The organism is Pseudomonas sp. KUIN-1 (assembly GCF_009176725.1).
Lineage (GTDB): Bacteria > Pseudomonadota > Gammaproteobacteria > Pseudomonadales > Pseudomonadaceae > Aquipseudomonas > Aquipseudomonas fragariae.
The window spans coordinates 1,498,502-1,520,989 of record NZ_AP020337.1; the positions used below are offsets into that span (position 1 = coordinate 1,498,502).

The following is a 22,488-nucleotide window of genomic DNA, read 5'->3' on the forward strand; positions in this document are numbered from 1 at the left end:
ACTACAGGAACGATGTTCAATGCTAACCATCCGTCTTGCCCTTGGCGGCTCCAAAAAGCGCCCGTTTTACCACCTGACCGTAACCGACAGCCGCAACGCTCGTGACGGTTCCCACAAGGAACAGGTTGGTTTCTTCAACCCGGTTGCCCGTGGTCAGGAAATCCGTCTGTCCGTTAACGAAGAACGCGTCAACTACTGGTTGAGCGTGGGTGCACAAACTTCCGAGCGCGTTGCCCAGCTGCTCAAAGAGCACAACAAGACCAAGGCCGCGGCCTGAGTCTTATGAACGCGACGCCTGCATCTGCCGACGATCTGATCGTCATTGGCAAGATTTACTCGGTTCATGGCGTTCGCGGCGAAGTGAAGGTTTATTCCTTTACTGATCCGATTGGAAACCTGTTGGACTACAAAACCTGGACGCTTCGGCGCGAAGGCAGCGTTGATAAACAGGTGGAGTTGGTCAGCGGACGCTTGCAAAGCAAGTTTCTGGTCACAAAGCTCAAGGGTCTCGATGATCGTGAAGAAGCGCGTCTTCTGTCCGGTTACGAAATCTGCGTGCCGCGTAACCTGTTCCCTGATCTGGACGATGGCGAGTACTACTGGTACCAGCTTGAAGGCCTCAAGGTCATCGACCAACTCGGGCAACTGCTCGGGAAAATCGATCACCTGCTCGAAACCGGTTCGAACGATGTAATGGTTGTAAAGCCCTGCGCGGGTAGCCTGGATGATCGCGAACGCCTGTTGCCCTATACGGAGCAATGCGTGTTGGCAATCGATATGGCTGCTGGCGAGATGAAGGTGGATTGGGACGCGGACTTCTGAATGCCATGGCCAGCCTGCGCATAGAAGTCATCAGTCTGTTTCCCGAGATGTTTTCCGCCATCAGCGAATACGGCATTACCAGCCGTGCGGTGAAACAAGGGCTGTTGCAGCTCACTTGTTGGAATCCGCGGGATTACACCACTGATCGCCATCACACTGTGGATGATCGCCCATTTGGCGGTGGTCCGGGCATGGTGATGAAGATCAAGCCCCTTGAAGATGCTCTGGTTCAGGCCAGGCAAGCGGCAGGGGATGCGGCGAAGGTGATTTACCTGTCGCCACAAGGCCGCCAGCTGAATCAGTCTGCGGTACGCGAACTGGCGCAGGAGGAAGCGATTATCCTCATCGCCGGTCGTTATGAAGGCATTGACGAGCGTTTTATTGATGCTCATGTCGATGAAGAGTGGTCGATTGGTGACTATGTTCTTTCCGGTGGCGAGCTGCCGGCGATGGTCCTGATTGACGCGGTTACGCGGCTGCTGCCTGGAGCTTTAGGGCATGTGGACTCCGCGGAGGAAGATTCCTTCACGGACGGTCTGCTGGATTGCCCGCATTACACCCGACCTGAGGTGTATGCGGATCAGCGTGTTCCCGACGTGTTGCTAAGTGGCAATCACGCGCACATCCGGCGTTGGCGTTTACAGCAGTCCCTTGGGCGGACCTATGAACGACGCGCTGATCTTCTGGAAAGCCGCTCGCTTTCTGGAGAAGAGAAGAAGCTGCTGGCGGAATACATCCGCGAGCGGGACGATAGTTAACGTATCGATGGTCGATCCAGACGGATTACCTTAGGAGCACCAGCATGACTAACAAAATCATTCTTGCCCTCGAAGCAGAGCAGATGACCAAAGAGATCCCTACCTTTGCACCAGGCGACACCATTGTCGTCCAGGTTAAAGTGAAGGAAGGCGACCGCGCTCGTCTGCAAGCATTCGAAGGCGTTGTCATTGCCAAGCGTAACCGTGGCGTGAACAGTGCTTTCACTGTTCGTAAAATCTCCAACGGTGTTGGCGTTGAGCGTACTTTCCAGACTTACAGCCCGCAAATCGACAGCATGGCTGTGAAACGTCGCGGTGACGTTCGCAAGGCCAAACTGTACTACCTGCGTGACCTGTCCGGTAAAGCAGCGCGCATCAAGGAAAAACTGTCCTGATACAGTTTTTCGATGCATAAAAAAGGCAGCCTCAGGGCTGCCTTTTTGCTGTCTGTTGTTTGATGATTCATCCCTTGTCTACCGACATATGCACTGAGTGAACATGGCTGCCATCGACCACCCGCTGATTGACCGGTTTCTGGACGCGCTCTGGCTCGAGAAGGGGCTGTCCGACAACACCCGGGATGCTTACCGCAGTGACCTGGCGCTGTTCAACGGCTGGCTGCAGGAGCGCAACGTTGATCTGATCAGTGCCGGGCGTGAAGTCATCCTCGATCATCTTGCCTGGCGCGTGGACAATGCCTACAAGCCGCGTTCTACCGCGCGTTTTCTGTCCGGCGCGCGTGGCTTCTATCGCTACCTGCTGCGTGAAAAGCTGATTGCCGTCGATCCCACCCTGCAGATCGACATGCCTCAGCTGGGCAAGCCGTTGCCCAAGTCGCTCTCCGAAGCCGACGTCGAAGCATTGCTTGCCGCCCCCGACCTGAGCGAGCCCATCGGCGAACGTGACCGCGCCATGCTTGAGGTGCTGTATGCCTGCGGTCTGCGCGTGACCGAATTGATCAGCCTGACCCTGGAGCAGGTCAATCTGCGTCAGGGCGTGCTGCGCGTGATGGGCAAAGGCAGCAAGGAGCGACTGGTGCCCATGGGCGAAGAGTCCATCGTCTGGGTCGAGCGTTACCTGCGTGGTGCTCGCGACGAGTTGTTGGGCGGCAAGCCCAGCGACGTCCTGTTCCCCAGCACTCGCGGCGACCAGATGACCCGCCAGACCTTCTGGCACCGTATCAAGCATCAGGCGACTGTTGCGGGCATCGGCAAATCCCTGTCGCCGCACACCCTGCGCCACGCCTTCGCCACCCATCTGCTCAATCACGGTGCCGACTTGCGCGTGGTGCAGATGTTGCTCGGGCACAGTGATCTCTCGACCACGCAGATCTACACCCATGTGGCGCGTGCGCGGTTGCAGGAGATGCATGCCAGGCATCATCCGCGCGGTTAGTGAGCCTCTCTGCTGTGAGTCATTGCGCGGTTTGATGAATGATTATTCCAAATCGTTCTTGCAGAAGATCCTTTTTTTTGGAGGGTATGGCTATTCTTTAGGTGAGGGCGCTTGAAACCAACTATCAAGGATGATCAACATGGCTATTGAAGAAAAAGGGCTACCCTTTCTCGCACTACTGGATCTGGCCGATAAAAACCTTACAAAGTTAGCATTTTCCAAAATTGCGGCAGGAGGAAAGGTCGAGAACCATAAGTTTCTCTGCGCCAATTCGTTGGCAACGAAATCCTTGTGTGTGTATTTTCAGCCTCAAATAGACAACAACTATGCAATGATTGTTAAGGAGGTCCCTGCTAAATATTTACCGCAGGCTAAAGTAGCTGAGGATAAAGCGCCTACGGGTGAGCCAGGAACTGAGGACGAGTGGTTTTACCTCGAGGATGAGGAGGATCCTCCAACCCAGCCTGCAGCACCAGTACCTGCACCTGCACCTGCAGCTCAGCCTCCTAAGCAGGAAGTTCCTGTCTATTTAGGTATCAACGAACAAGGATGGGTTCATGCAACAACGAATTCTGGATGGGCTTATCTGGCGCAGATATCAGGTTGTAAAAATATTGAGTTCTCGATTGACCGCACGGACGCTCAAGACGTTTATTTGAAGTCGTGGCGAAGCAAGAACTTCATGCAGACTTACAAGCGTGAAGACTTTCCAAACAAGGCATGGTTCGCCTGGATGACTGACTGCGACGGCACCGATGCGGTACTGAAGCTGACGATCATCGAGCGTTACAACGCAGACGGCTCGGTCAAAAAGTAAGGCGCGGGTAAAGCATTTGCCGGGGATGAGGGTTGTGACAGCCCCCATTCCGGTTTCGCCTGTCAAGGTGGGCACTCTTTTTTCGACAGTTGCCAACCTGTCCGCCGTTATAGAAGTTTTCAGGTTTTACTCCGGATCTTCGTTGCCGCCGGCTTAAATGCTGGTTGGCACCTTCAGTATGCTGCCCTGGCTGGTGCAGCCCCGGTATCAGCGGTTGCAGGTTATGCATGTGACGCATCATCCTCGAGGTTAATGTTCTGATGTCAGCGGCATGAAGGAGTGCGATGATTTTTATGCCGGTTATTTCCAATCGTTATTGAGACGTGCGGGCGATGTTTCTTCGAACAGCTACCATCAGGATGAGGTTATCTGAAACTCACTATCAAGGATGATTGACATGTCTGACGAAAAAAAAGAGCGTTCATTTCTGGCGACGCTGGACCTCAAGGACGGTACCAAGCTGGGGTTTTCCAAAATTACTGCGGGAGGAAGCGATACGAAAGAGGTGGAGGAGCTGTGTGCCAATTCACTGCTCACGCAATCGATCAGGATTTACTTTGAGCCCAATGATGAGGGCAACTACGTTATGTTTTTCAAAGGGTTTGCGGCGGCGGATAAAATACCTCCAAAGACTAATGATCTGATTGAGGAATCTTTTGACAAGACAGTTACGGAGGAGCGCGAACAGCCAGAGGAGCGGGTTAAATTTTACTCTCCGTCTGACGCTGCCTTAAATACAGTCCGTGCTTCAGTGTCTGTTTCACAAGACAGAACCCCGCCTCCTGCAAACCAAATCACGGCCTCTCAATCCCCCGAGCCAGAGCCGCCCATTTACTTAGCCGTTAGCGACGGCGGTTGGGTCCATAAAACAAAAGAGCCTGGATATGTTTATCTGGCCGGGATAGCAGATGGTGGAAGCAGTAAGTTCTCGATTGACCGCACGGATGCTCAAGACGTTTATTTGAAGTCGTGGCGAAGCAAGAACTTTATGCAGACTTACAAGCGTGAGGACTTTCCAAACAAGGCATGGTTTGCCTGGATGACTGATTGCGACGGCACCGATGCGCTACTGAAGCTGACGATCATCGAGCGTTACAACGCAGACGGCTCGGTCAAAAAGTAAGGCGCGGGTAAAGCGTTTGCCGGGGATAGGGGCTGTGACAGCCCTATCCCGATCTGCACAGGAAAAATCTGCAATTCATCAGGGAAACCTCCCGAATCATGACGGCCTGTCGGCCCCGCGGGCCTTATGTGGTAGGCTTTGCCGGTTTCGCCTATCAAGGCTGGCGCGCCTTTTTTCGACAGTTGCCAGCCTGTCCGCCGTCATAGGAGTTTTCATGCGTTTGCCACAGATTTTCGCTGCCGCGGCTTTGATGCTGGCCGGCACCTTCAGTATGTCTGCCCTGGCTGATGCAGCCCCCGATCAGGCTATCCGCAAGACGCTCGACTCGCTGGAATTGCAGCTGCCGGTCGAGAGTATCTCGCCGAGCCCGCTCAATGGCCTCTATGAAGTGAAGCTCAAGGGCGGCCGCGTTCTGTACGCCAGCGCCGACGGTCAGTTCGTGGTTCAGGGCTATCTGTTTCAGGTGCAGAACGGCAAGCCGGTCAACCTGACCGAGAAGACCGAGCGTCTGGCCATTTCCAAGACCATCAACGCCATTCCTGCGTCCGAGATGGTGATCTACCCGGCGGTGGGCGAGACCAAGTCGCACATCACCGTATTCACCGACACGACCTGCCCGTATTGCCACAAGCTGCACGAAGAAGTCGGCCAGCTGAACAAGATGGGTGTCGAAGTCCGTTACCTGGCATTCCCGCGTCAGGGGCTTGGTTCTCCGGGTGACGAGCAGTTGCAGGCCGTGTGGTGTTCCAAGGATCGCAAGGGCGCGATGGACCGTATGGTCGATGGCAAGGACATCAAGGCCGCCAAATGCGACAATCCGGTCAGCAAGCAATATGAGCTCGGTCAGTCGATCGGCGTCAACGGCACGCCTGCGATTGTCCTCGCTGACGGTCAGGTGATTCCGGGTTATCAGCCTGCGGCTCAGGTTGCCAAACTGGCATTGAGCGCCAAATAAACCGGTGTTTTCAGGCGCGCCTTGTGCAGACAGGGGGCAAGTGGCCGAAGTGTCGTCAAAATTTCAGCCGCATGGCGCCATGCGGCAGTTTTTCCACAGCCGATTCAGGTTCGGCTGTTTTTCGGGGAGTTCATCAGTGAAACCGGTCAAAGTAGGCATATGTGGGCTGGGTACTGTCGGTGGCGGTACCTTCAACGTACTTCAGCGTAACGCCGAGGAGATTGCCCGCCGTGCCGGGCGCGGAATCGAAGTGGCGCAAATTGCGGTTCGTACACCAAATCCCAATTGCCAGATTACCGGTACGCCGACCACCAGCGATGTGTTTGCCATTGCGACCAACCCTGAAATCGACATCGTCGTAGAATTGATCGGCGGCTATACCGTTGCCCGCGAACTGGTCCTCAAGGCCATCGAAAACGGCAAGCACGTGGTGACCGCCAACAAGGCGCTGATCGCGGTGCATGGCAACGAAATCTTCGCCAAGGCGCGTGAGAAGGGCGTGATCGTCGCTTTTGAAGCAGCGGTTGCCGGTGGCATCCCGGTCATCAAGGCCATTCGTGAAGGCCTGTCGGCGAACCGTATCAACTGGGTTGCCGGCATCATCAACGGCACCGGCAACTTCATCCTCACCGAAATGCGCGAGAAGGGCCGTACCTTTGCGGATGTTCTGGCCGAAGCTCAGGCCCTGGGTTATGCCGAAGCCGATCCGACCTTCGACGTAGAAGGTATCGACGCGGCGCACAAACTGACCATTCTGGCCTCCATTGCCTTCGGCATTCCGCTGCAGTTCGACAAGGCCTACACCGAAGGCATTACCAAACTGACCACTGCAGACGTCAATTATGCCGAAGCGCTGGGCTATCGCATCAAGCACCTGGGCGTTGCACGCAGCACGGCGCAAGGCATCGAACTGCGCGTACACCCGACCCTGATCCCGGCCGATCGCCTGATCGCCAACGTCAACGGCGTCATGAACGCCGTGATGGTCAATGGCGATGCGTCCGGCTCGACGCTGTTCTACGGCGCGGGTGCCGGTATGGAGCCTACCGCGTCTTCGGTGGTGGCCGATCTGGTCGATGTGGTCCGTGCGATGACCTCCGACCCGGAAAACCGGGTCCCTCATCTGGCCTTCCAGCCCGATTCGTTGTCCGCTCACCCGATCCTGCCGATCGAAGCCTGCGAAAGCGCCTACTACCTGCGCATTCAGGCCAAGGATCACCCGGGCGTGCTGGCTCAGGTCGCGAGCATCCTGTCCGAGCGTGGCATCAACATCGAATCGATCATGCAAAAGGATGTCGAAGAACATGATGGCCTGGTGCCGATGATCCTGTTGACCCACCGGGTAGTGGAGCAGCGTATCAATGACGCCATCCAGGCCCTGGAAGCGTTGCAGGATGTGGTGGGCCCGGTAGTCCGTATTCGCGTCGAACATCTTAATTAAGGCAGCGGCAAGCGGTCAGCTACAAGCTACAAGTCAGACGCCGATCGTTTTGGACTTGCAGCTTGCAGCTTCCAGCTTGCAGCTCGAACCGAAGGTTTGATCCCATGCGCTATATCAGTACTCGCGGGCAAGCGCCTGCATTGAATTTTGAAGACGTGCTGTTGACTGGTCTGGCCAGCGATGGTGGCCTCTACGTGCCGGAAAACCTGCCGCGCTTCACGCAGGAAGAGATCGCTTCCTGGGCAGGTCTGCCTTATCACGAGCTCGCCTTCCGGGTGATGCGCCCCTTCGTGGCGGGCAGCATCCCGGATGCCGACTTCAAAAAGATTCTCGAAGAGACCTACGGCGTGTTTGCCCATAGCGCTGTTGCGCCGCTGCGCCAGCTGCATGGCAACGAGTGGGTACTCGAACTGTTCCATGGCCCGACGCTGGCGTTCAAGGACTTCGCACTGCAACTGCTCGGCCGCCTGCTCGACTATATTCTGGCCAAGCGTGGCCAGCGTGTCGTGATCATCGGCGCGACCTCGGGCGACACCGGTTCTGCGGCCATCGAAGGCTGCCGTCGCTGCGACAACGTCGACATCTTCATCCTGCACCCGAATAACCGGGTATCGGATGTACAACGTCGGCAGATGACCACGATCTTCGGCGACAACATTCATAACATCGCAGTCGAAGGCAACTTCGACGACTGCCAGGAAATGGTCAAGGCCAGCTTCGCTGATCAGAGCTTCCTGAAGGGCACTCCTCTGGTCGCGGTCAACTCGATCAACTGGGCGCGGATCATGGCTCAGATCGTCTACTACTTCCACGCGTCGCTGCAGTTGGGCGGACCTGCGCGTTCGGTGTCGTTCTCGGTGCCGACCGGTAATTTCGGCGACATCTTTGCCGGTTATCTGGCGCGCAATATGGGCCTGCCGATCAATCAGTTGATCGTTGCCACCAACCGCAACGACATCCTGCACCGCTTCATGAGCGGCAATCAGTACGTCAAGGAAACCCTGCACGCCACGCTGTCGCCTTCCATGGACATCATGGTGTCGTCCAACTTCGAGCGCCTGCTGTTCGACATGCACGGTCGCAACGGCGCTGCCATTGCCGAGTTGATGAGCACGTTCCGCCAGGGTGGCGGTTTCAGCGTCGAGGAAGAGCGCTGGACCGAGACCCGCAAACTGTTCGATTCGCTGGCAGTCAGTGACGAGGACACCTGCACGACCATCGCCGAAGTGTTCGCCAGCACTGGCGAGTTGCTCGACCCGCATACCGCTATCGGGGTGAAGGCTGCGCGCGAATGCCGGCGCAGTCTGGACACGCCGATGGTGATTCTGGGCACCGCGCATCCGGTCAAGTTTCCGGAAGCGGTTGAGAAAGCCGGTGTAGGAAAAGCGCTTGAACTACCTGCACATTTGTCTGATTTGTTCGAGCGCGACGAGCGCTGTACGGTTCTGCCAAATGACCTGAAAGCCATACAGGCGTTTGTCAGCCAGCACGGCAATCGCGGCAAACCGCTCTGACAGAAGCGTTGTGTAACAACTTTAGGCCCGCCATCTGGCGGGCCTTTCTGTTTCTACGTGCCAAACTTCGCTGGTTTTTCGAACCATAGAGTCGGGTCATTCGTAGTGAAGCAGGCAAGTATGCAAAGCGTAGTCAGGGAGACAGGCAGCACATCGAGATGCCGCGCATGGCGCCGGGTGTGGATGTTGCTGGCGCTGGTTTTTGCCGGGGCAGCCAATGCGGCGCAAAGCCTGCCGTTTTCACTGACAGCTCCTTTTGTGGCTTCAGCGGATATGGTTCTCGAAGATCAGGACCGGGCCTGGCTCGACCAGCGCAAGGTGCTTCAGGTCGGCATTGCGATCGCAGACTACGAACCGATCGACATCACCAGTGACCGCAACCGTTATCAGGGCATCAGTGCTGACTACCTGGGGCTGGTCAGCGACCAGTTGAACCTCCCGGTGCAGGTCACCGGTTTTGCCAAGCGTGACGAGGCTATCGAGGCGCTGCGCGACGGCAAGATAGATCTGCTGACCAGTGCCAATGGTTTCGAACGGGGTGTGAAAGGACTGTCCTTCTCAACCGAATACATGCCCGATCGATCGGTAGTGGTTGGCCGCGGCAACGATCTGAGCCCGTCGTCGAGCCTGGCCGGCAAGAAGGTCGTACTGCTTGATGGCTATGCCGATTCGGACGTGCTGCACCGCATTTATCCTGACAGCCAGATCATTATTGCGCCTAACCTCTACAGTGCTCTGGAAGCCCTGAGTCAGGGTGAAGTAGACGTGTTCATCGGTAACGAAGTCATCGTCCGTACCTACACTGCCCTGCGGCCCTATCTCGGTTTGCAGATCAAATTCGAAAGTCGTCTGCCCCCGGTGGGGTTTTCCTTTGCGGTCAGGGATGACGAGCAGCGCTTGCTGACCTTCATCAATCGGGCCCTGGACAGCATCGCACCTTCGACCAGTCGTGAAGTGCTCGGCCGCTGGACCATGGGGCTGGGCGCCGACGTGGAAGGACAACGTATTCGCCTCACCAGTGCCGAGCGACGCTGGCTGCTCAAGCATCCGAGTGTGACCATCGCGACCGTGCAGCACCCACCGTATATCTACAAAGACAATAACGGCCACTGGGTAGGGTTGAACGCAGATGTGCTGTCACGTATCTCGCGCATGACCGGCTTGCAGTTCGTCCATCAGGAATCACTTTCCACGCAGCAGAGCATCGACGTGCTGCGCGCCGGCCAGGCCGACATGAACACCACGCTCGCGGAAAATACCGAGCGCCGAAGGTTTCTGGACTTTACCTATTCGTTCGGCGGCAATAGCTGGATGTTCGTGGTGCGCTCCGACCACTCGTCCCGCATATCGCTCGACAGTCTGGCCGGGAAAGTACTGGCACTGCCGGCCAGGCATGCGCTCGAAGACCTGATCAGGCGCGAACACCCCTTGATCCAGCTGCGGCTGGTCAATACCTATGATCAGGCTCGCGCGCTGGTGGAAAGTGGTGCTGCCGACGCGACCATTCAGAATGAAGTGGGGGCCTACCTGTTTCCGTCCGGAGAGTTGAAGGTCGCCAGAAGTGTCGAAGGTCAGTGGTCACCCGACAGATTTTCAGTGATCAAGACCCAGCCCGAACTGCTGGGGATTCTGAACAAGGCGCTGGAGGAGTTCCCGGTGGCCGAATTGCGCTCGATCCGTCTGAAGTGGCTGGGATCGGCGCTGCCTCAGCCGTCGCTCTGGGCGCGCATACCGCCGTGGGTATTCTGGGTGGTGTCCCTGGCGCTGCTGACCGGGCTGGTGTCGCTGACCTGGAGCAGTCGCCTCAAGGTGCAGATTCGCCAGCGGCAAAGGGCGCAAAGACAGCTCAATGATCAACTGGCCTTCAAGCACGCGCTGCTCGACGGTATCCCCAATCCGATCTATGTGCGCGATCTCAAAGGGCGCCTGATTTCCTGCAACCGCAGCTACGAGCAGAGTCTGGGCATCAGTTTCGAACAGATGAATGGCCGACGCCTCACGGACGTCAATCTGATTCCGCGTGCGTTGGCCGAGCAGATGCACACCGATTACCTCAATCTGCTGGAAAATCATCAGCCGGTCTTTTCCGATCGCACCATCGAACTGCCTGGCAAACGTATGGATGTCTGGCAATGGACGGTGCCTTTCTTCGCCGCCGATGGTCAGCTGCAGGGGCTGCTCGGCGGCTGGATCGATATCACCGAACGCAAGCAACTGGAACAGCAGCTTCAGGAAGCCATGCGTCTCGCCGCTCAGGCCAACGAGGCAAAAAGCGCTTTTCTGGCCAGCATGAGCCATGAAATTCGTACGCCGATGGGGGCAATCATTGGCTTGCTGGAACTGGAATGCGAACAGGCCTTGCGCTTGGGCACGATGCCGTCGCAAGGCCTGCAAGTGGCTCACCGCTCGGCTACGGAGCTGGTCGCGCTGATTGGCGAAAGTCTTGATCTGGCCAGAATCGAAGCGGGCGGCATGCAGTTGTCACTGGCTGTCACCTCCCTGCAAGGGCTTTTCGACGGTGTGATCGAGCTTTTTTCCGCACAGGCTCGGGAAAAGGGTGTGGAGCTACGCCTGGAATTCTCTGCGCAGGCGCGCGGCGACTACTGGCTGGATCCCTTGAGGTTGCGCCAGGTGTTGCACAATGTGCTGGGCAACGCCTTGAAGTTCACCCGTCAAGGTGCGGTGGTCGTGAGGCTCGATGTGACCAGCGATTCGCCTGACTCCACGCGTGTGCGCATTGGTATCCAGGACAGTGGCGAAGGTATCGATCCGCAGCGTCAGCAGCAGGTATTTCAACCTTTCACTCAGGCGAACGACGACACGGCCGCACACTACGGGGGCAGCGGGCTGGGGTTGAGCATCACCCGGCAACTGGTGGCGCTGATGAAGGGCGATATCAGCCTGCACAGCGAGCCGGGCAAGGGTACCCTGGTTACCATCGACCTGCCGTTGACCAGGGTGAGCGAGCCGGTTTTGTCAGCGGACGATGTGACGGATGCGCCTGTCGACACGCGTAGTCTTCATCTGTTGGTGGTCGATGACATGTCCGCCAATCGCCTGGTATTGACCCGCCAGCTGGAGTTTCTTGGCCATCAGGTAACGGCTGTCGAAGATGGCAAGGCGGCGTTGTCGAATTGGTGTGAAGGGGCGTTCGATGCGGTCATCACCGATTGCAACATGCCGGGTATCAGCGGCTACGCGTTGACCCAGGCCATTCGCCAGATCGAAGAGAAAGAGCAGCGTCAGCGCTGCCCGGTGATTGGCTGTACCGCCAACGCGATGAGTGACGAGGCGGCACGTTGCGAGCAGGCAGGCATGGACGGCCTGCTGATCAAGCCGCTGTCACTGGCGCGTCTGGCCCAGGAGCTGGCGGATCGGGTACGCGAGCCGACGTTCGACATCGGCACGCTGCAAGCCATGACTCAGGCCAACCCGCAACAAATGCAACGGTTGCTGAGCGAGTTATGGAAGAACCTCAGGCATGAGCACGCGTTGCTGGAGCCCGCAGTGTCGGTCAATGACTGGAAGACCCTGGGCGCCTGTCTGCATCGGCTCAAGGGCGCGGCGAGTCTGGTCGACGCTGTGCCGCTCGCCAAGGCGTGTGCCGCGCTGGACGACAGTGTACGGCTGCAGAGCGCAGCCAGGCTGGCCGAACGCTGGCAGGTACTGGAAGTGGCCATGACCGGTCTGCGCGCGGATATCGAATTGCAACTGGTGGCCGTGCCCGAGACCGCGGTGCCAGGCGCTTGAATCCTGCGGAAAACCTGTGGCGTGTTTAGGACATGTCCTATGGGGCGGGTCTGCGGGACGAGCTACAGTTAATGCTATCCCGGGCCGATGGCTCTGACTCCGCAGGCGTGATCGTGCACTCACTCAAGGTTCTTATTCTCGAAGACCATCCCTTCCAGCTGATGGCTCTGCATCAGATGCTCAACGCCAATCAAGTGTTCGATGTGCTGGTGGCCGACAGCGTCGAGGTCGCCAGGCTTTCGCTGCAAACCCGCGGTCCTGTCGACATCGCGATCTGCGACCTGCAGATGGAAGGGCCTGATGGTCTGGAACTGATCCGCTTCATGGCTGAGAACGGCCTGGCGCGAGCGCTGATCATTGTCAGCTGTTCCGCCGCCTGCGTGCTGGAAGGGGCCGCGCAGCTGGCGCTCGCCCAAGGTCTGAATGTTCTGGGGTATGTGCAGAAACCTGCTTCCGCCGGGGCGTTGTACGAGTTGCTCGAGGCCTATGGGCCTGGCCGCTCGGACTGTATAGAGCAGGCATCGCCGGGCAGCGCGTTCAGAGCTCTTTCCGCCATCGAATTGTTTGACCCGACAGGCAGCGGACCGATAGACGTGGCGTCCATTGCCGAACAATGGATCACCTATTTTCAACCCAAGGTCAGTCTGCAGGGCGAGTTGCTGGGGGCCGAAGCGTTGGTTCGCTGGCAGCATCCGGTGTATGGCCTGCTGGCCCCCGGGCGATTCATCGAGGCCATCGAGGCTGAAGGGCTGACCGTTGCGTTGACCTGGCGGGTGCTGGATCAGGCCCTGCAGTTCTCTGCGCAGGTCATGCGCGAGCAGGGCGAGCCGCTGTCGGTTGCCGTCAACATTGATCCACAAGTGCTGCAACAACTGGATTTCGCCGAGCAGATCACGCAGGCGCTTGCCCGTCATGGCGTGCCGGCCACCGCGCTGACCCTGGAAATTATCGAGCAGGACGCCGCACGACCGGAAACCTGGCAGCTCGAAGGCCTGCTGAGGTTGTGCATGCAGGGTTGCAAGTTGTCCATCGATGACTTTGGCATGGGCGCTTCGAATATGGACCGGCTTCTGCAATTACCTTTCAGCGAACTGAAAATACCGACCGAGTTCGTGCGCGGCATGGCCGACGACGCGCGTAAATCGGCGGTAGTGGCCGGTGCCTTGCTCATGGCGCAGCGGCTGTCGATGTCGGTCGTGGTTGAAGGGGTCGAGACGATTGAAGACGTCCACAGTCTGCTGGCGCTGGGCGATCCGGCCATTCAAGGGTATTTCATTGCGCGCCCGATGCCTGCCTCGGCGTTCATGCGCTGGATGGCTGAGCATGATAGCAGCCACCTGCACGCCGTTTCGAAGGACGACCGGCCTCAGGACATGCCGCTTTCCTGCAAATAAATGAACAGGGCTGCGTCATTGGCCAGTCCGAGCTTGCGCATGGCGGCGACTTTCTGGGCGCTGACGGTCTGTTTGCTGCGATTGAGTTGCGCAGCGATCTGGCCAACCGTATGGCCGGCCGAGAGCAGGCGTAACACCTCAAGTTCCCGCGGCGACAAGCGATCTGCCGGCACAAGTGTGTCGTGTCCGTGCTGCCGGGCCTCTCTGAGTACCCTGCGTACGGATTGGGCGACGAAAAGCTCACCGCGCCTGACCCCCTGGATGGCAGCAGGCAGTTCTCCGGCAAGGCTGGCCTTGCTCAACAGACCCCGGACATCCAGGTCGAGCATGGACTGAAACAGTCCGGCATTGCTCAGGGTCGTGACAACGATCACCGGCAGCGCCGGAAAGTCCCGGCGGATGCGCTGCAGCAGACGCAGGCCATCGTTCTGCCGCTCAACGGGCATCATGAAGTCAGTCACCAGCACATCGCAGGCGTGGCGTTCGAGTACCTGAAGCAGTTCGTCCGGATTGCAGGCCTCGGCGACGACGCTGGCCAGATTGTTCTGCTCCAGTACGACCCGCAGGCCGATTAGAAAAATCGGGTGGTCATCAGCCACGATGACCCGCAACGGGCGATCAGCGGAATCGCTCAAGAGGTGGCTCCGTGAAAAAGGCTATACGGGTATTGCATGCGATAGAGGTGTTTAACGCAGTGATCAAGAGCATAGGCACCTTGTAGGACGCGTAGCGGAATTATGTTGGATTCTTCCTACAAGCTGACTTTCAGTTGTCATCGGCGTCCGGTTTTTTCCTTGTCACATTCAACAGGCATGCTCGAAATGACAGACAGGTGCTGCGATCTGGCGATAGAAAGAACTTTCTGCTGTCGCCGATGGTCATTGGTTAGCACCTTTGCATTCAAACTGTTGAGTGGTGATCCGGATGGAAAATATCAGCTTACTGCTAAGCGAAGCGCTGGCTCCCTATCAGGCCAGTATTGGCCCGGCCGGTTCTCGGGGCGAACGTCTGGTGACTCTGAAAGATAAAGCGGGCACCTGTGTGATCGAGCGCGCATTCGGCGCTGATCAGCTGAGCGACAAGCGTCAGCTCACCGACGTGGTAGACGGCCTGCGCCGCGATCTGATGGTTGCCGAGGGTCGAATCGAACCCTGTGTCATCGCTGCCATGCGCAATGCTGCAATCAGCCGCACGTTTGTCGGCACCCCATCATTTGCTTAACAGTTGCTTAACCGGCGACAACGATTCTGGAACCTGACGGGTTCTATGCACTCCTATCCATTACGTCAGACTTGATCATTGTGCTCCGGTGATCAAGGGCTGACGTACTGACCAGCATGGTCATGTTTACCCCGAGCAGGTCCCCCTCTGCCCGGGGTTTCTTTTGTCCGCTCATTCCTTGTCCAGCAGCGCCTTGACGTCCTCCAGGTAGCTGGCCCGTTGCGCGGGTTCCAGCCACTGCGCATAAAAGCCCATCAGGCTGGTTTCGCGCAGCACGCGCATCTCGCGGTTGATCAGCGCAATGGCCTGCTGGCCTTTGGGTGAGTTGCTGCAACTGACATAGACGAACTGGTATGCAGGGTTGCCCTTGATCGGCAAGAAGGCCAGCTCCTCGGGCCTTATGCCTTGTTGCATGGCGTGATAGCGCGCTTCCGGCCAGAAGCTGATAAAGGCCTGCAGACGCTCCAGACGCTCCATTTGCAGCAGGCTGCCGACGGCATCGTTACCGTAGTGCGGCACAAGGACGTCTTCATCGACGTCGTGCAACGTGTGGTCGATCACTTCTCCATAGCTGCGTTCGGCAACGATGCCCAATTTGATCTTCCGGCTGGCCATCAACGCCGCCACGTCGATTTTTCCGTCTTCTACATAGGGCTCGAACTTCGACATCTCCTCCTTGCGTACAATCAGGCCGCTGCTCAGTACCGCACCGATCGGTATGGAAAAAAGCAGGGTTCTGGCTCTTTCTGCCGTCCACAGCATGGTGGGATCACAATTGAGAGACGTCTCGTCGCTCAGCATTTGCAGAGCCCTGGCGCGGTTGACCCGCATCAGCACGTGATCGTATTCGGGCATTTGCGCAGTCAGCAATGGCATGAGCTGATCAATTGCACCTTGCCCGCGCATGGCACCGGAAAAAATCGTCGAAGGGGGGATGTCGCGCATCAGCCAGGTCAGCGTCTCCCTGGCCTGGCTGGCGCACGACGTGGCAGCCAGCGACAGGGCGAGCATCAATCGAGCCGTTGTGCAGTACGAGGCAGGAAGGGGCATTCGCGGGTGTCATCCTCGAAAAGGGTTCAACGGTCTGAGGTAGGGTTGGCAGCTCTTTGAATGGCGCTGCGCCAGTGGCGTCACATTCAGGTGCCCCGGTTGGGAGTCCGGGCGCTCGCTGCAGATCGTCTTTAGCACAGATATGTATCAGAAATTTGTTTCAAACTATCGATTTTTGTTCGTCCTGCAAATGGGGGGCAAACACACCCTTGCGCGAGCAAGTTCGTTCACAGGCCCGGCATCGGGTAGACTTGCCGTCTTCCCTCCAGACTCTAGAAGCCCGTTCATGGCCCAGCCGTCCACGACCTACAAATTCGAACTCAATCTCACCGACCTTGATCGCGGCGTGTACGAGAGCGTCAAGCAGACCATTGCCCGCCATCCTTCGGAAACCGAAGAGCGCATGACTGTGCGTCTGCTGGCCTATGCCTTCTGGTACAACGAACAGTTGTCGTTCGGTCGTGGCCTGTCAGATGTGGACGAACCCGCACTGTGGGAAAAAAGCCTGGATGACCGGGTTCTGCACTGGATCGAAGTGGGGCAGCCGGATGCCGACCGACTGACCTGGTGCTCGCGCCGTACCGAACGCACCAGCCTGCTGGCCTATGGCAGCCTGCGCGTCTGGGAAGGCAAGGTCATCCCGGCGATCAAGAACCTGAAAAACGTCAATATCGCCGCCGTCCCGCAGGAAGTGCTGGAAGTGCTGGCCAAGGACATGCCGCGGGTCATCAAGTGGGATGTGATGATCAGTGAAGGGACGGTGTTCGTCACTGACGACCGCGGCCAGCATGAAGTCCAGTTGCAATGGCTTACGGGCGAGCGCGGCTGACAGCCGCCGGTTCCGTTCGAAAAACATTCATCGACACTGCACAGAGAATCAGCTGACCCGCATGCGCATCGAACCTCGTCCATTGCCCGACACCTTGCCGTTCCTTGGCGACCTGCCGCCCTTGCTCACTCGTCTATACGCAGCACGAGGTGTGGCCTGCGAGGCCGAACTGGACAAAAGCCTGGCGCGGCTGATCCCCTATCAGCAACTCAAGGGGATCGATGCAGCGGTAGACCTGCTGGTCACCGCGCTGCGCGAGGGCCAGCGTATGTTGATCGTCGGCGATTTCGACGCCGATGGCGCGACCGCCAGCACCGTGGGTGTTCTGGGCTTGCGTCTGCTGGGCGCGGCGCATGTGGATTATCTGGTGCCCAACCGGTTCGAATACGGCTACGGCCTGACGCCGGAAATCGTCGAAGTGGCGCTGCAGCGCGAACCTCAGCTGTTGATCACCGTGGATAACGGCATTTCGAGCGTCGAGGGTGTAGCAGCGGCCAAGGCGGCCGGCTTGCAGGTACTGGTGACCGATCACCATTTGCCTGGGCATGAGCTTCCGGCCGCAGACGCCATCGTCAACCCGAATCAGCCAGGCTGTACCTTTCCCAGCAAGTCGCTGGCCGGTGTCGGGGTCATTTTCTACGTACTGATGGCCTTGCGGGCGCGTCTGCGCGAGACCGGCTGGTTCGAGAGCAATCAGCGTGCCCAGCCCAATCTGGGCGAGCTTCTGGATTTGGTCGCGCTGGGCAGCGTGGCCGATGTGGTGCCGCTGGACGCCAACAACCGCATTCTGGTCCATCAGGGGCTGATGCGTATCCGTGCCGGGCGTGCCAGACCGGGGCTGCGCGCCATTCTGGAAGTTGCCCGGCGTGAACCTTCGCGCATCACCTCCACCGACCTGGGGTTCATTCTCGGGCCACGCCTGAACGCGGCAGGGCGCCTGGATGACATGAGCCTGGGCATCGAATGCCTGCTCTGCGACGACCCGACACTGGCGCGGGAAATGGCCGTGCAGCTGGACGAATTGAACCAGGATCGCAAATCCATCGAGCAGGGCATGCAGCGTGAAGCACTCGCGCAGCTCAAGGACCTGCCGCTGGAGTCGATGCCGTTTGGCCTCTGCCTGTTCGATGCCGAATGGCATCAGGGTGTCATCGGCATCCTCGCTTCGCGTCTCAAGGAGCGTTACCACCGCCCGACCATCGCGTTCGCCAGCGCCGGGGAGGGCGTGCTCAAAGGCTCGGCCCGCTCGGTGCCAGGGTTTCACATTCGCGACGCGCTGGACGCCGTGGCGGCCAGTCATCCGCACCTGATCAGCAAGTTCGGCGGCCACGCGATGGCGGCAGGTCTCTCGCTGCCTGAAGAGAACTTCCCGGCATTTGCCGCAGCGTTCGACCAGGAGGTGCGTCGTCAGCTCGATGAGCAGGACCTGACCGGGCGTCTGCTGTCCGACGGCTCGCTGGCCGTCGAGGAGTTTCATCTGGAACTGGCCCGTGCACTGCGCAATGCCGGTCCCTGGGGGCAGCACTTCCCGGAGCCTTTGTTCCACGGCGTGTTTCAGCTGGTCGAGCAACGGGTGGTGGGCGAGCGTCATTTGAAGATGGTGCTCAAGACCGAGTGCGGCAGCGTCAAGCTCGATGGCATTGCGTTCGGCGTCGACCGGGATATCTGGCCCAATCCGAATATCCGCTGGGTCGAGCTGGCCTACAAACTCGATCTCAACGAGTTTCGCGGTAACGAAACCGTGCAATTGATGGTGGTGCATATCGCGCCACGCTGACGATAGCAGGAACCCCTCTCGCTAACGGGGTGTCGACACTACACGGTCTGTCAAACCTGTTCTTTGAATGAACGGAACCTGGACACCTGAATTTTCATTACGAGAGGTTGCCATGAGCCTGCTGCTTGAACCCTATACCCTGCGTCAATTGACCCTTCGCAATCGCATTGCCGTATCGCCGATGTGCCAGTATTCCAGTGTCGACGGCCTGGCCAACGACTGGCACCTGGTTCACCTGGGCAGTCGTGCTGTCGGCGGTGCCGGCCTGGTCATCACCGAAGCGATGGCGGTGACGCCGGACGGCCGCATCACTCCCGAAGACCTCGGGCTGTGGAATGACGAGCAGATCGAACCGCTGCAACGTATCACCCGCTTCATCAACGCTCAGGGCGCGGTTGCCGGCGTCCAGCTGGCGCATGCCGGCCGCAAGGCCAGCACCTGGCGCCCGTGGCTTGGCAAGCACGGCAGTATCTCCCTCAATGAAGGTGGCTGGACGCCGGTCGGGCCTTCGGCGATCGCCTTCGATCCGCAGCACACTGCCCCTGTGCAATTGAGCGAGACGCAGATCCAGGAGTTGATCAAGGCGTTTGTCGATTCCGCACGGCGTGCCCTGGAGGCAGGCTTCAAAGTCGTGGAAATCCACGCTGCCCATGGCTATTTGCTGCATCAGTTCCTGTCGCCCCTGAGCAACCAGCGCACCGACGAGTATGGCGGTTCATTCGAGAACCGCATTCGCCTGACGCTGCAAGTCACCGAAGCCGTGCGTGCGGTGTGGCCTGCAGAGCTGCCAGTGTTCGTTCGCGTGTCCGCCACCGACTGGGTGGAAGACGGCTGGAACGCTGATGAAACGGTCGAGCTGGCGCGTCGGTTGAAAGCCATCGGGACCGATCTGATCGATGTATCGTCGGGCGGTACGTCAGCCAAGGCGGAAATTCCGGTCGGCCCAGGCTACCAGACGCGCTTTGCCGAGCGGGTTCGCAAGGAGTCCGAGATCGCAACGGGCACGGTGGGCATGATTACCGATCCGGCGCAGGCAGAGCACATTCTGCGCACCGGGCAGGCCGATATCATCCTGCTGGCGCGTGAGCTGCTGCGTGATCCGTACTGGCCGCTGCGTGCCGATGAAGACCTGGGTGGGCGCCTGGCAACCTGGCCTGCGCAGTACCAGCGCGCCACACACCGTGATCAGCCGATTCATGAGTCAGATCTGCGCGACTGATCGCCAGTCGGCTCACGGATAGCAATACCCGAAAAATGAGCGCCGTATGGCGCTCATTTTTTGTTACTCGCCTTCCAGCAGCTCGGTGACGCGGCCAATCAGTTCGGCAATCGCAAAGGGCTTGGGCAGCACGTGCATGCCCGGCTCCAGCGTGTCATGCGCCAACGCGGCGTTTTCAGCATAACCGGTCACAAACAGGATTTTCAGGTCGGGCCGGACATCCCGCGCCGCGTCTGCGACCTGACGACCGTTCATGCCGCCCGGCAGACCGACGTCGGTGATCAGCAGGTCGATGGCCGCCTTGGACTGCAGAATGGTCAGCGCATCGGCGCCTCGTTCAGCCTGCAAAACGATATAGCCAAGGTCCTCTAGCAACTCCGTAATGAGCAAGCGCACGGCGGGCTCGTCATCGACCACCAGAATGGTTTCGTCGCCGGTGCTGGAGGCGGGCACTTGCAGCGGGCTGTCATCGAAGGCCACTGTTTCAGCTTCGCCTTCGTGCATCGGCAGCAGAATGCTGACTTTCGAACCCTCGCCAACCTTTGACGTGATGTAGACGCCGCCACCTGACTGCCGTGCAAAACCGTAAATCATCGACAACCCCAGTCCGGTGCCCATGCCTGTCGGTTTGGTGGTGAAGAACGGGTCGAAGGCCCTCGCCATGACGTCGTTGCTCATGCCCGTGCCGGAGTCGCTGACGGACAGTTCCACATAGCGGCCTGCAGGCAACTGATACCGGGTCGCCGTGACTGCAGTCAGGTGACGGTTGCCCGTCTGGATCAGCAGCTTTCCGCCATCGGGCATGGCGTCCTTGGCGTTGATGCACAGGTTGAGCAGTGAATTTTCCAGTTGATGCGGGTCAACCAGGGTCGCCCACAGTCCGCGTGAGGCATTGACCTGCATATCGATGGCCGGACCTACGGTGCGCCGGATCAGCTCGTCCATGTCCACGACCAGCAGGTCGATATCAGTAGCCTTGGGCGCCAGTGTCTGACGGCGCGAAAATGCCAGCAGTCGATGTGTCAGGGATGCCGCGCGTCGCGAACCTTCCAGTGCGGCGTTGATGTAGCGGTCCAGCTCTGTGAAGCGTTCCTGTCTGATCCTCGACAGGAGCAGCTCCATGTTGCCGGTCACGCCCATCAGCAGGTTGTTGAAGTCATGAGCCAGACCGCCGGTCAATTGCCCGACCGCTTCCATTTTCTGCGATTGAATCAAGGCCTCTTCGGCGATACGCAGTGCCTTGATGCGGTCCTTTTCGTGGGTTAGGTGTTTGCCCAGCGCAAAAATGATTCCATTGCCGGGTGCCGCGGTCCAGCCGAACCAGTGATAGCTGCCGTCGACGTGCTGATAACGATTTTCAAACAGCGGCAGCACATGGTTGATGGTGTGTTTCAGAGCATTCTGGGTGCCGCTGACATCATCCGGATGCAGCAGGGTCATGATGGAGGTGCCCAGCAGCTCGTGTTCCGGGTGGCCCAGCAGCGCTGTCCAGGCCGGGTTTACCCGCAGAAAGATACCGTTGAAATCGAGTATCGCCAGCGGGTCCGGAGATATCTCCCAAAACGTGTCCAGCTCCAGCGTGCGTTGCTCCAGCCTGGCGGTCTGCTGTCGTTCCAGGCTGACCAGGTCATCGATCAGTTTCAGGCGTTTGCGTTCGCTATCCTGCAGCGCCTGCTGGTTGAGGACATGCGCGGTGGTTTCGTTGGTGATGCAGAACATGCCGACAACCACGCCGTATTCGTCGATTACCGGTGAAAACGAAAATGACCACCATGTCTGTTCGACCTCGCCGTAGCGTGCCATGGTCAGCGGCATATCCGTGTAGCGGCAGGGCTTGCCGGCAAACGCATCGATCACCAGCGGCGCGACCTGATCCCAGACGTCAGCCCACAGATCCGGAATGAGTGCGCCGATAGCGTTGTCCTTGCGCGGGCCGAGAATCGGCGTATAGGCGTCATTGTGGAAAAACACCAGATCCGGCCCCCAGAGCAGGTACATGGACTCCGGGGAATTGAGGATCAGATTCAGGGTGTTTTTCAGCGATACCGGCCAGTGCTCGATCGGTCCGAGTGAAGTCTGGCTCCAGTCCCTGGATCGGATAATCCCGGCGGCCTTGCCGTTGGCGGTCGGGAAACCAGTGGGCGATATCACTTCGGACAAGCTCCTGAAAATCTGCATGGAGGGGCAGTGGCATTCATATGAATATGGATGTGTGTTCGATCAGTCCAGGAAAGGGGCTGCATACCTGACTTTACCTGCAGCCTGTCCTTATTGACTCTTTGCCACAGGCGCCGGTTGCACGCATTTCGCCGATAAGCGGGGCAGATTGACGAACGGGTATCGGTGCAACTCCGTAACATCCGGAAGCACACCGGTAAGGGCCTGGCAGTGACTTCTCTTCAACTTGTTGGTCAATCACTCAT

19 protein-coding genes are annotated in these 22,488 nt (G+C 58.5%); 16 read left to right on the forward strand and 3 right to left on the reverse strand.

What is annotated here, in order from left to right:
- The first annotated feature begins 19 nt into the window (after positions 1-19).
- The 12 genes from rpsP (at position 20) to KUIN1_RS07265 (ending at position 13,969) form a co-directional block, all read left to right on the forward strand.
- On the forward strand, positions 20-277 hold the full coding sequence (rpsP, locus tag KUIN1_RS07210; RefSeq protein WP_002552521.1) for a 30S ribosomal protein S16: 258 nt from the start codon (positions 20-22) through the stop codon (positions 275-277).
- 5 nt (positions 278-282) lie between these two features.
- Positions 283-822, forward strand: a complete 540-nt coding sequence (gene rimM / locus KUIN1_RS07215) for a ribosome maturation factor RimM (protein ID WP_004406396.1) — start codon at positions 283-285, stop codon at positions 820-822.
- A gap of 5 nt (positions 823-827) precedes the next feature.
- A complete protein-coding gene (trmD, locus tag KUIN1_RS07220; protein WP_002552523.1) occupies positions 828-1,580 on the forward strand; it encodes a tRNA (guanosine(37)-N1)-methyltransferase TrmD in 753 nt (250 codons plus the stop codon).
- Between the two features lie 44 nt (positions 1,581-1,624).
- Positions 1,625-1,975: a 50S ribosomal protein L19 gene (gene rplS / locus KUIN1_RS07225; RefSeq protein ID WP_002552524.1), complete on the forward strand. Its 351-nt coding sequence runs from the start codon at positions 1,625-1,627 to the stop codon at positions 1,973-1,975.
- Between the two features lie 103 nt (positions 1,976-2,078).
- Positions 2,079-2,975 (forward strand): site-specific tyrosine recombinase XerD, encoded by an 897-nt coding sequence (gene xerD, locus KUIN1_RS07230; RefSeq protein ID WP_011266933.1) that lies wholly within the window; start codon positions 2,079-2,081, stop codon positions 2,973-2,975.
- Positions 2,976-3,114: 139 nt separating this feature from the next.
- Positions 3,115-3,792: a hypothetical protein gene (locus tag KUIN1_RS07235; protein ID WP_152091909.1), complete on the forward strand. Its 678-nt coding sequence runs from the start codon at positions 3,115-3,117 to the stop codon at positions 3,790-3,792.
- Positions 3,793-4,189: 397 nt separating this feature from the next.
- A complete protein-coding gene (locus KUIN1_RS07240; RefSeq protein ID WP_116886363.1) occupies positions 4,190-4,915 on the forward strand; it encodes a hypothetical protein in 726 nt (241 codons plus the stop codon).
- A gap of 214 nt (positions 4,916-5,129) precedes the next feature.
- On the forward strand, positions 5,130-5,870 hold the full coding sequence (dsbC, locus tag KUIN1_RS07245; protein ID WP_004406382.1) for a bifunctional protein-disulfide isomerase/oxidoreductase DsbC: 741 nt from the start codon (positions 5,130-5,132) through the stop codon (positions 5,868-5,870).
- Between the two features lie 136 nt (positions 5,871-6,006).
- Positions 6,007-7,311, forward strand: coding sequence for a homoserine dehydrogenase (locus tag KUIN1_RS07250; RefSeq protein WP_024639874.1), 1,305 nt, complete (start codon positions 6,007-6,009; stop codon positions 7,309-7,311).
- 104 nt (positions 7,312-7,415) lie between these two features.
- Positions 7,416-8,825: a threonine synthase gene (thrC, locus tag KUIN1_RS07255; protein ID WP_003314231.1), complete on the forward strand. Its 1,410-nt coding sequence runs from the start codon at positions 7,416-7,418 to the stop codon at positions 8,823-8,825.
- A 183-nt stretch (positions 8,826-9,008) separates the two neighbouring features.
- Positions 9,009-12,575 carry an ATP-binding protein gene (locus tag KUIN1_RS07260; protein WP_162885977.1) on the forward strand — a complete coding sequence of 1,189 codons (3,567 nt, stop codon included), beginning with the start codon at positions 9,009-9,011 and terminating at the stop codon, positions 12,573-12,575.
- Between the two features lie 113 nt (positions 12,576-12,688).
- Positions 12,689-13,969 (forward strand): EAL domain-containing response regulator, encoded by a 1,281-nt coding sequence (locus KUIN1_RS07265; RefSeq protein ID WP_431191786.1) that lies wholly within the window; start codon positions 12,689-12,691, stop codon positions 13,967-13,969.
- On the opposite strand, the gene KUIN1_RS07270 is transcribed toward KUIN1_RS07265, so the two are convergent.
- Positions 13,942-14,604, reverse strand: coding sequence for a response regulator (locus KUIN1_RS07270; protein ID WP_024639877.1), 663 nt, complete (start codon positions 14,602-14,604; stop codon positions 13,942-13,944). The two genes, KUIN1_RS07265 and KUIN1_RS07270, sit on opposite strands and share 28 nt — an antisense overlap.
- Positions 14,605-14,893: 289 nt before the next feature.
- On the opposite strand from KUIN1_RS07270, the gene KUIN1_RS07275 reads away from it, so the two are divergent.
- A complete protein-coding gene (locus tag KUIN1_RS07275; protein ID WP_004406361.1) occupies positions 14,894-15,190 on the forward strand; it encodes a DUF3509 domain-containing protein in 297 nt (98 codons plus the stop codon).
- 171 nt (positions 15,191-15,361) lie between these two features.
- Here the strand turns inward: KUIN1_RS07275 and KUIN1_RS07280 are convergent, their stop codons facing one another.
- Positions 15,362-16,201: a TIGR02285 family protein gene (locus tag KUIN1_RS07280; RefSeq protein ID WP_162885226.1), complete on the reverse strand. Its 840-nt coding sequence runs from the start codon at positions 16,199-16,201 to the stop codon at positions 15,362-15,364.
- A gap of 325 nt (positions 16,202-16,526) precedes the next feature.
- Here KUIN1_RS07280 and KUIN1_RS07285 point away from each other — a divergent pair, with 325 nt between their 5' ends.
- The 3 genes from KUIN1_RS07285 (at position 16,527) to KUIN1_RS07295 (ending at position 20,065) form a co-directional block, all read left to right on the forward strand.
- Complete coding sequence (locus KUIN1_RS07285) at positions 16,527-17,069, forward strand: YaeQ family protein (RefSeq protein WP_152091910.1); 543 nt, start codon at positions 16,527-16,529, stop codon at positions 17,067-17,069.
- 61 nt (positions 17,070-17,130) lie between these two features.
- Entirely contained in the window at positions 17,131-18,846 is a 1,716-nt protein-coding gene (gene recJ, locus KUIN1_RS07290; protein ID WP_152091911.1) for a single-stranded-DNA-specific exonuclease RecJ, read from the forward strand.
- A gap of 112 nt (positions 18,847-18,958) precedes the next feature.
- The gene (locus KUIN1_RS07295; RefSeq protein WP_058398415.1) at positions 18,959-20,065 is read left to right on the forward strand and encodes an NADH:flavin oxidoreductase/NADH oxidase; all 1,107 of its coding nucleotides are present in this window, start codon (positions 18,959-18,961) and stop codon (positions 20,063-20,065) included.
- 63 nt (positions 20,066-20,128) lie between these two features.
- On the opposite strand, the gene KUIN1_RS07300 is transcribed toward KUIN1_RS07295, so the two are convergent.
- Complete coding sequence (locus KUIN1_RS07300; protein ID WP_011266943.1) at positions 20,129-22,216, reverse strand: response regulator; 2,088 nt, start codon at positions 22,214-22,216, stop codon at positions 20,129-20,131.
- Positions 22,217-22,488: the final 272 nt, after the last annotated feature.

Excerpts from the sequence above, each read along its gene's own strand:
- rpsP (WP_002552521.1), top strand. The coding sequence starts at position 20 with ATGCTAACCATCCGTCTTGCCCTTGGCGGCTCCAAAAAGCGCCCGTTT.
- rimM (WP_004406396.1), top strand. The coding sequence starts at position 283 with ATGAACGCGACGCCTGCATCTGCCGACGATCTGATCGTCATTGGCAAG.
- trmD (WP_002552523.1), top strand. The coding sequence starts at position 828 with ATGGCCAGCCTGCGCATAGAAGTCATCAGTCTGTTTCCCGAGATGTTT.
- rplS (WP_002552524.1), top strand. The coding sequence starts at position 1,625 with ATGACTAACAAAATCATTCTTGCCCTCGAAGCAGAGCAGATGACCAAA.
- xerD (WP_011266933.1), top strand. The coding sequence starts at position 2,079 with ATGGCTGCCATCGACCACCCGCTGATTGACCGGTTTCTGGACGCGCTC.
- KUIN1_RS07235 (WP_152091909.1), top strand. The coding sequence starts at position 3,115 with ATGGCTATTGAAGAAAAAGGGCTACCCTTTCTCGCACTACTGGATCTG.
- KUIN1_RS07240 (WP_116886363.1), top strand. The coding sequence starts at position 4,190 with ATGTCTGACGAAAAAAAAGAGCGTTCATTTCTGGCGACGCTGGACCTC.
- dsbC (WP_004406382.1), top strand. The coding sequence starts at position 5,130 with ATGCGTTTGCCACAGATTTTCGCTGCCGCGGCTTTGATGCTGGCCGGC.
- thrC (WP_003314231.1), top strand. The coding sequence starts at position 7,416 with ATGCGCTATATCAGTACTCGCGGGCAAGCGCCTGCATTGAATTTTGAA.
- KUIN1_RS07260 (WP_162885977.1), top strand. The coding sequence starts at position 9,009 with ATGTTGCTGGCGCTGGTTTTTGCCGGGGCAGCCAATGCGGCGCAAAGC.
- KUIN1_RS07275 (WP_004406361.1), top strand. The coding sequence starts at position 14,894 with ATGGAAAATATCAGCTTACTGCTAAGCGAAGCGCTGGCTCCCTATCAG.
- KUIN1_RS07280 (WP_162885226.1), bottom strand. The coding sequence starts at position 16,201 with ATGCTCGCCCTGTCGCTGGCTGCCACGTCGTGCGCCAGCCAGGCCAGG.
- KUIN1_RS07285 (WP_152091910.1), top strand. The coding sequence starts at position 16,527 with ATGGCCCAGCCGTCCACGACCTACAAATTCGAACTCAATCTCACCGAC.
- recJ (WP_152091911.1), top strand. The coding sequence starts at position 17,131 with ATGCGCATCGAACCTCGTCCATTGCCCGACACCTTGCCGTTCCTTGGC.
- KUIN1_RS07295 (WP_058398415.1), top strand. The coding sequence starts at position 18,959 with ATGAGCCTGCTGCTTGAACCCTATACCCTGCGTCAATTGACCCTTCGC.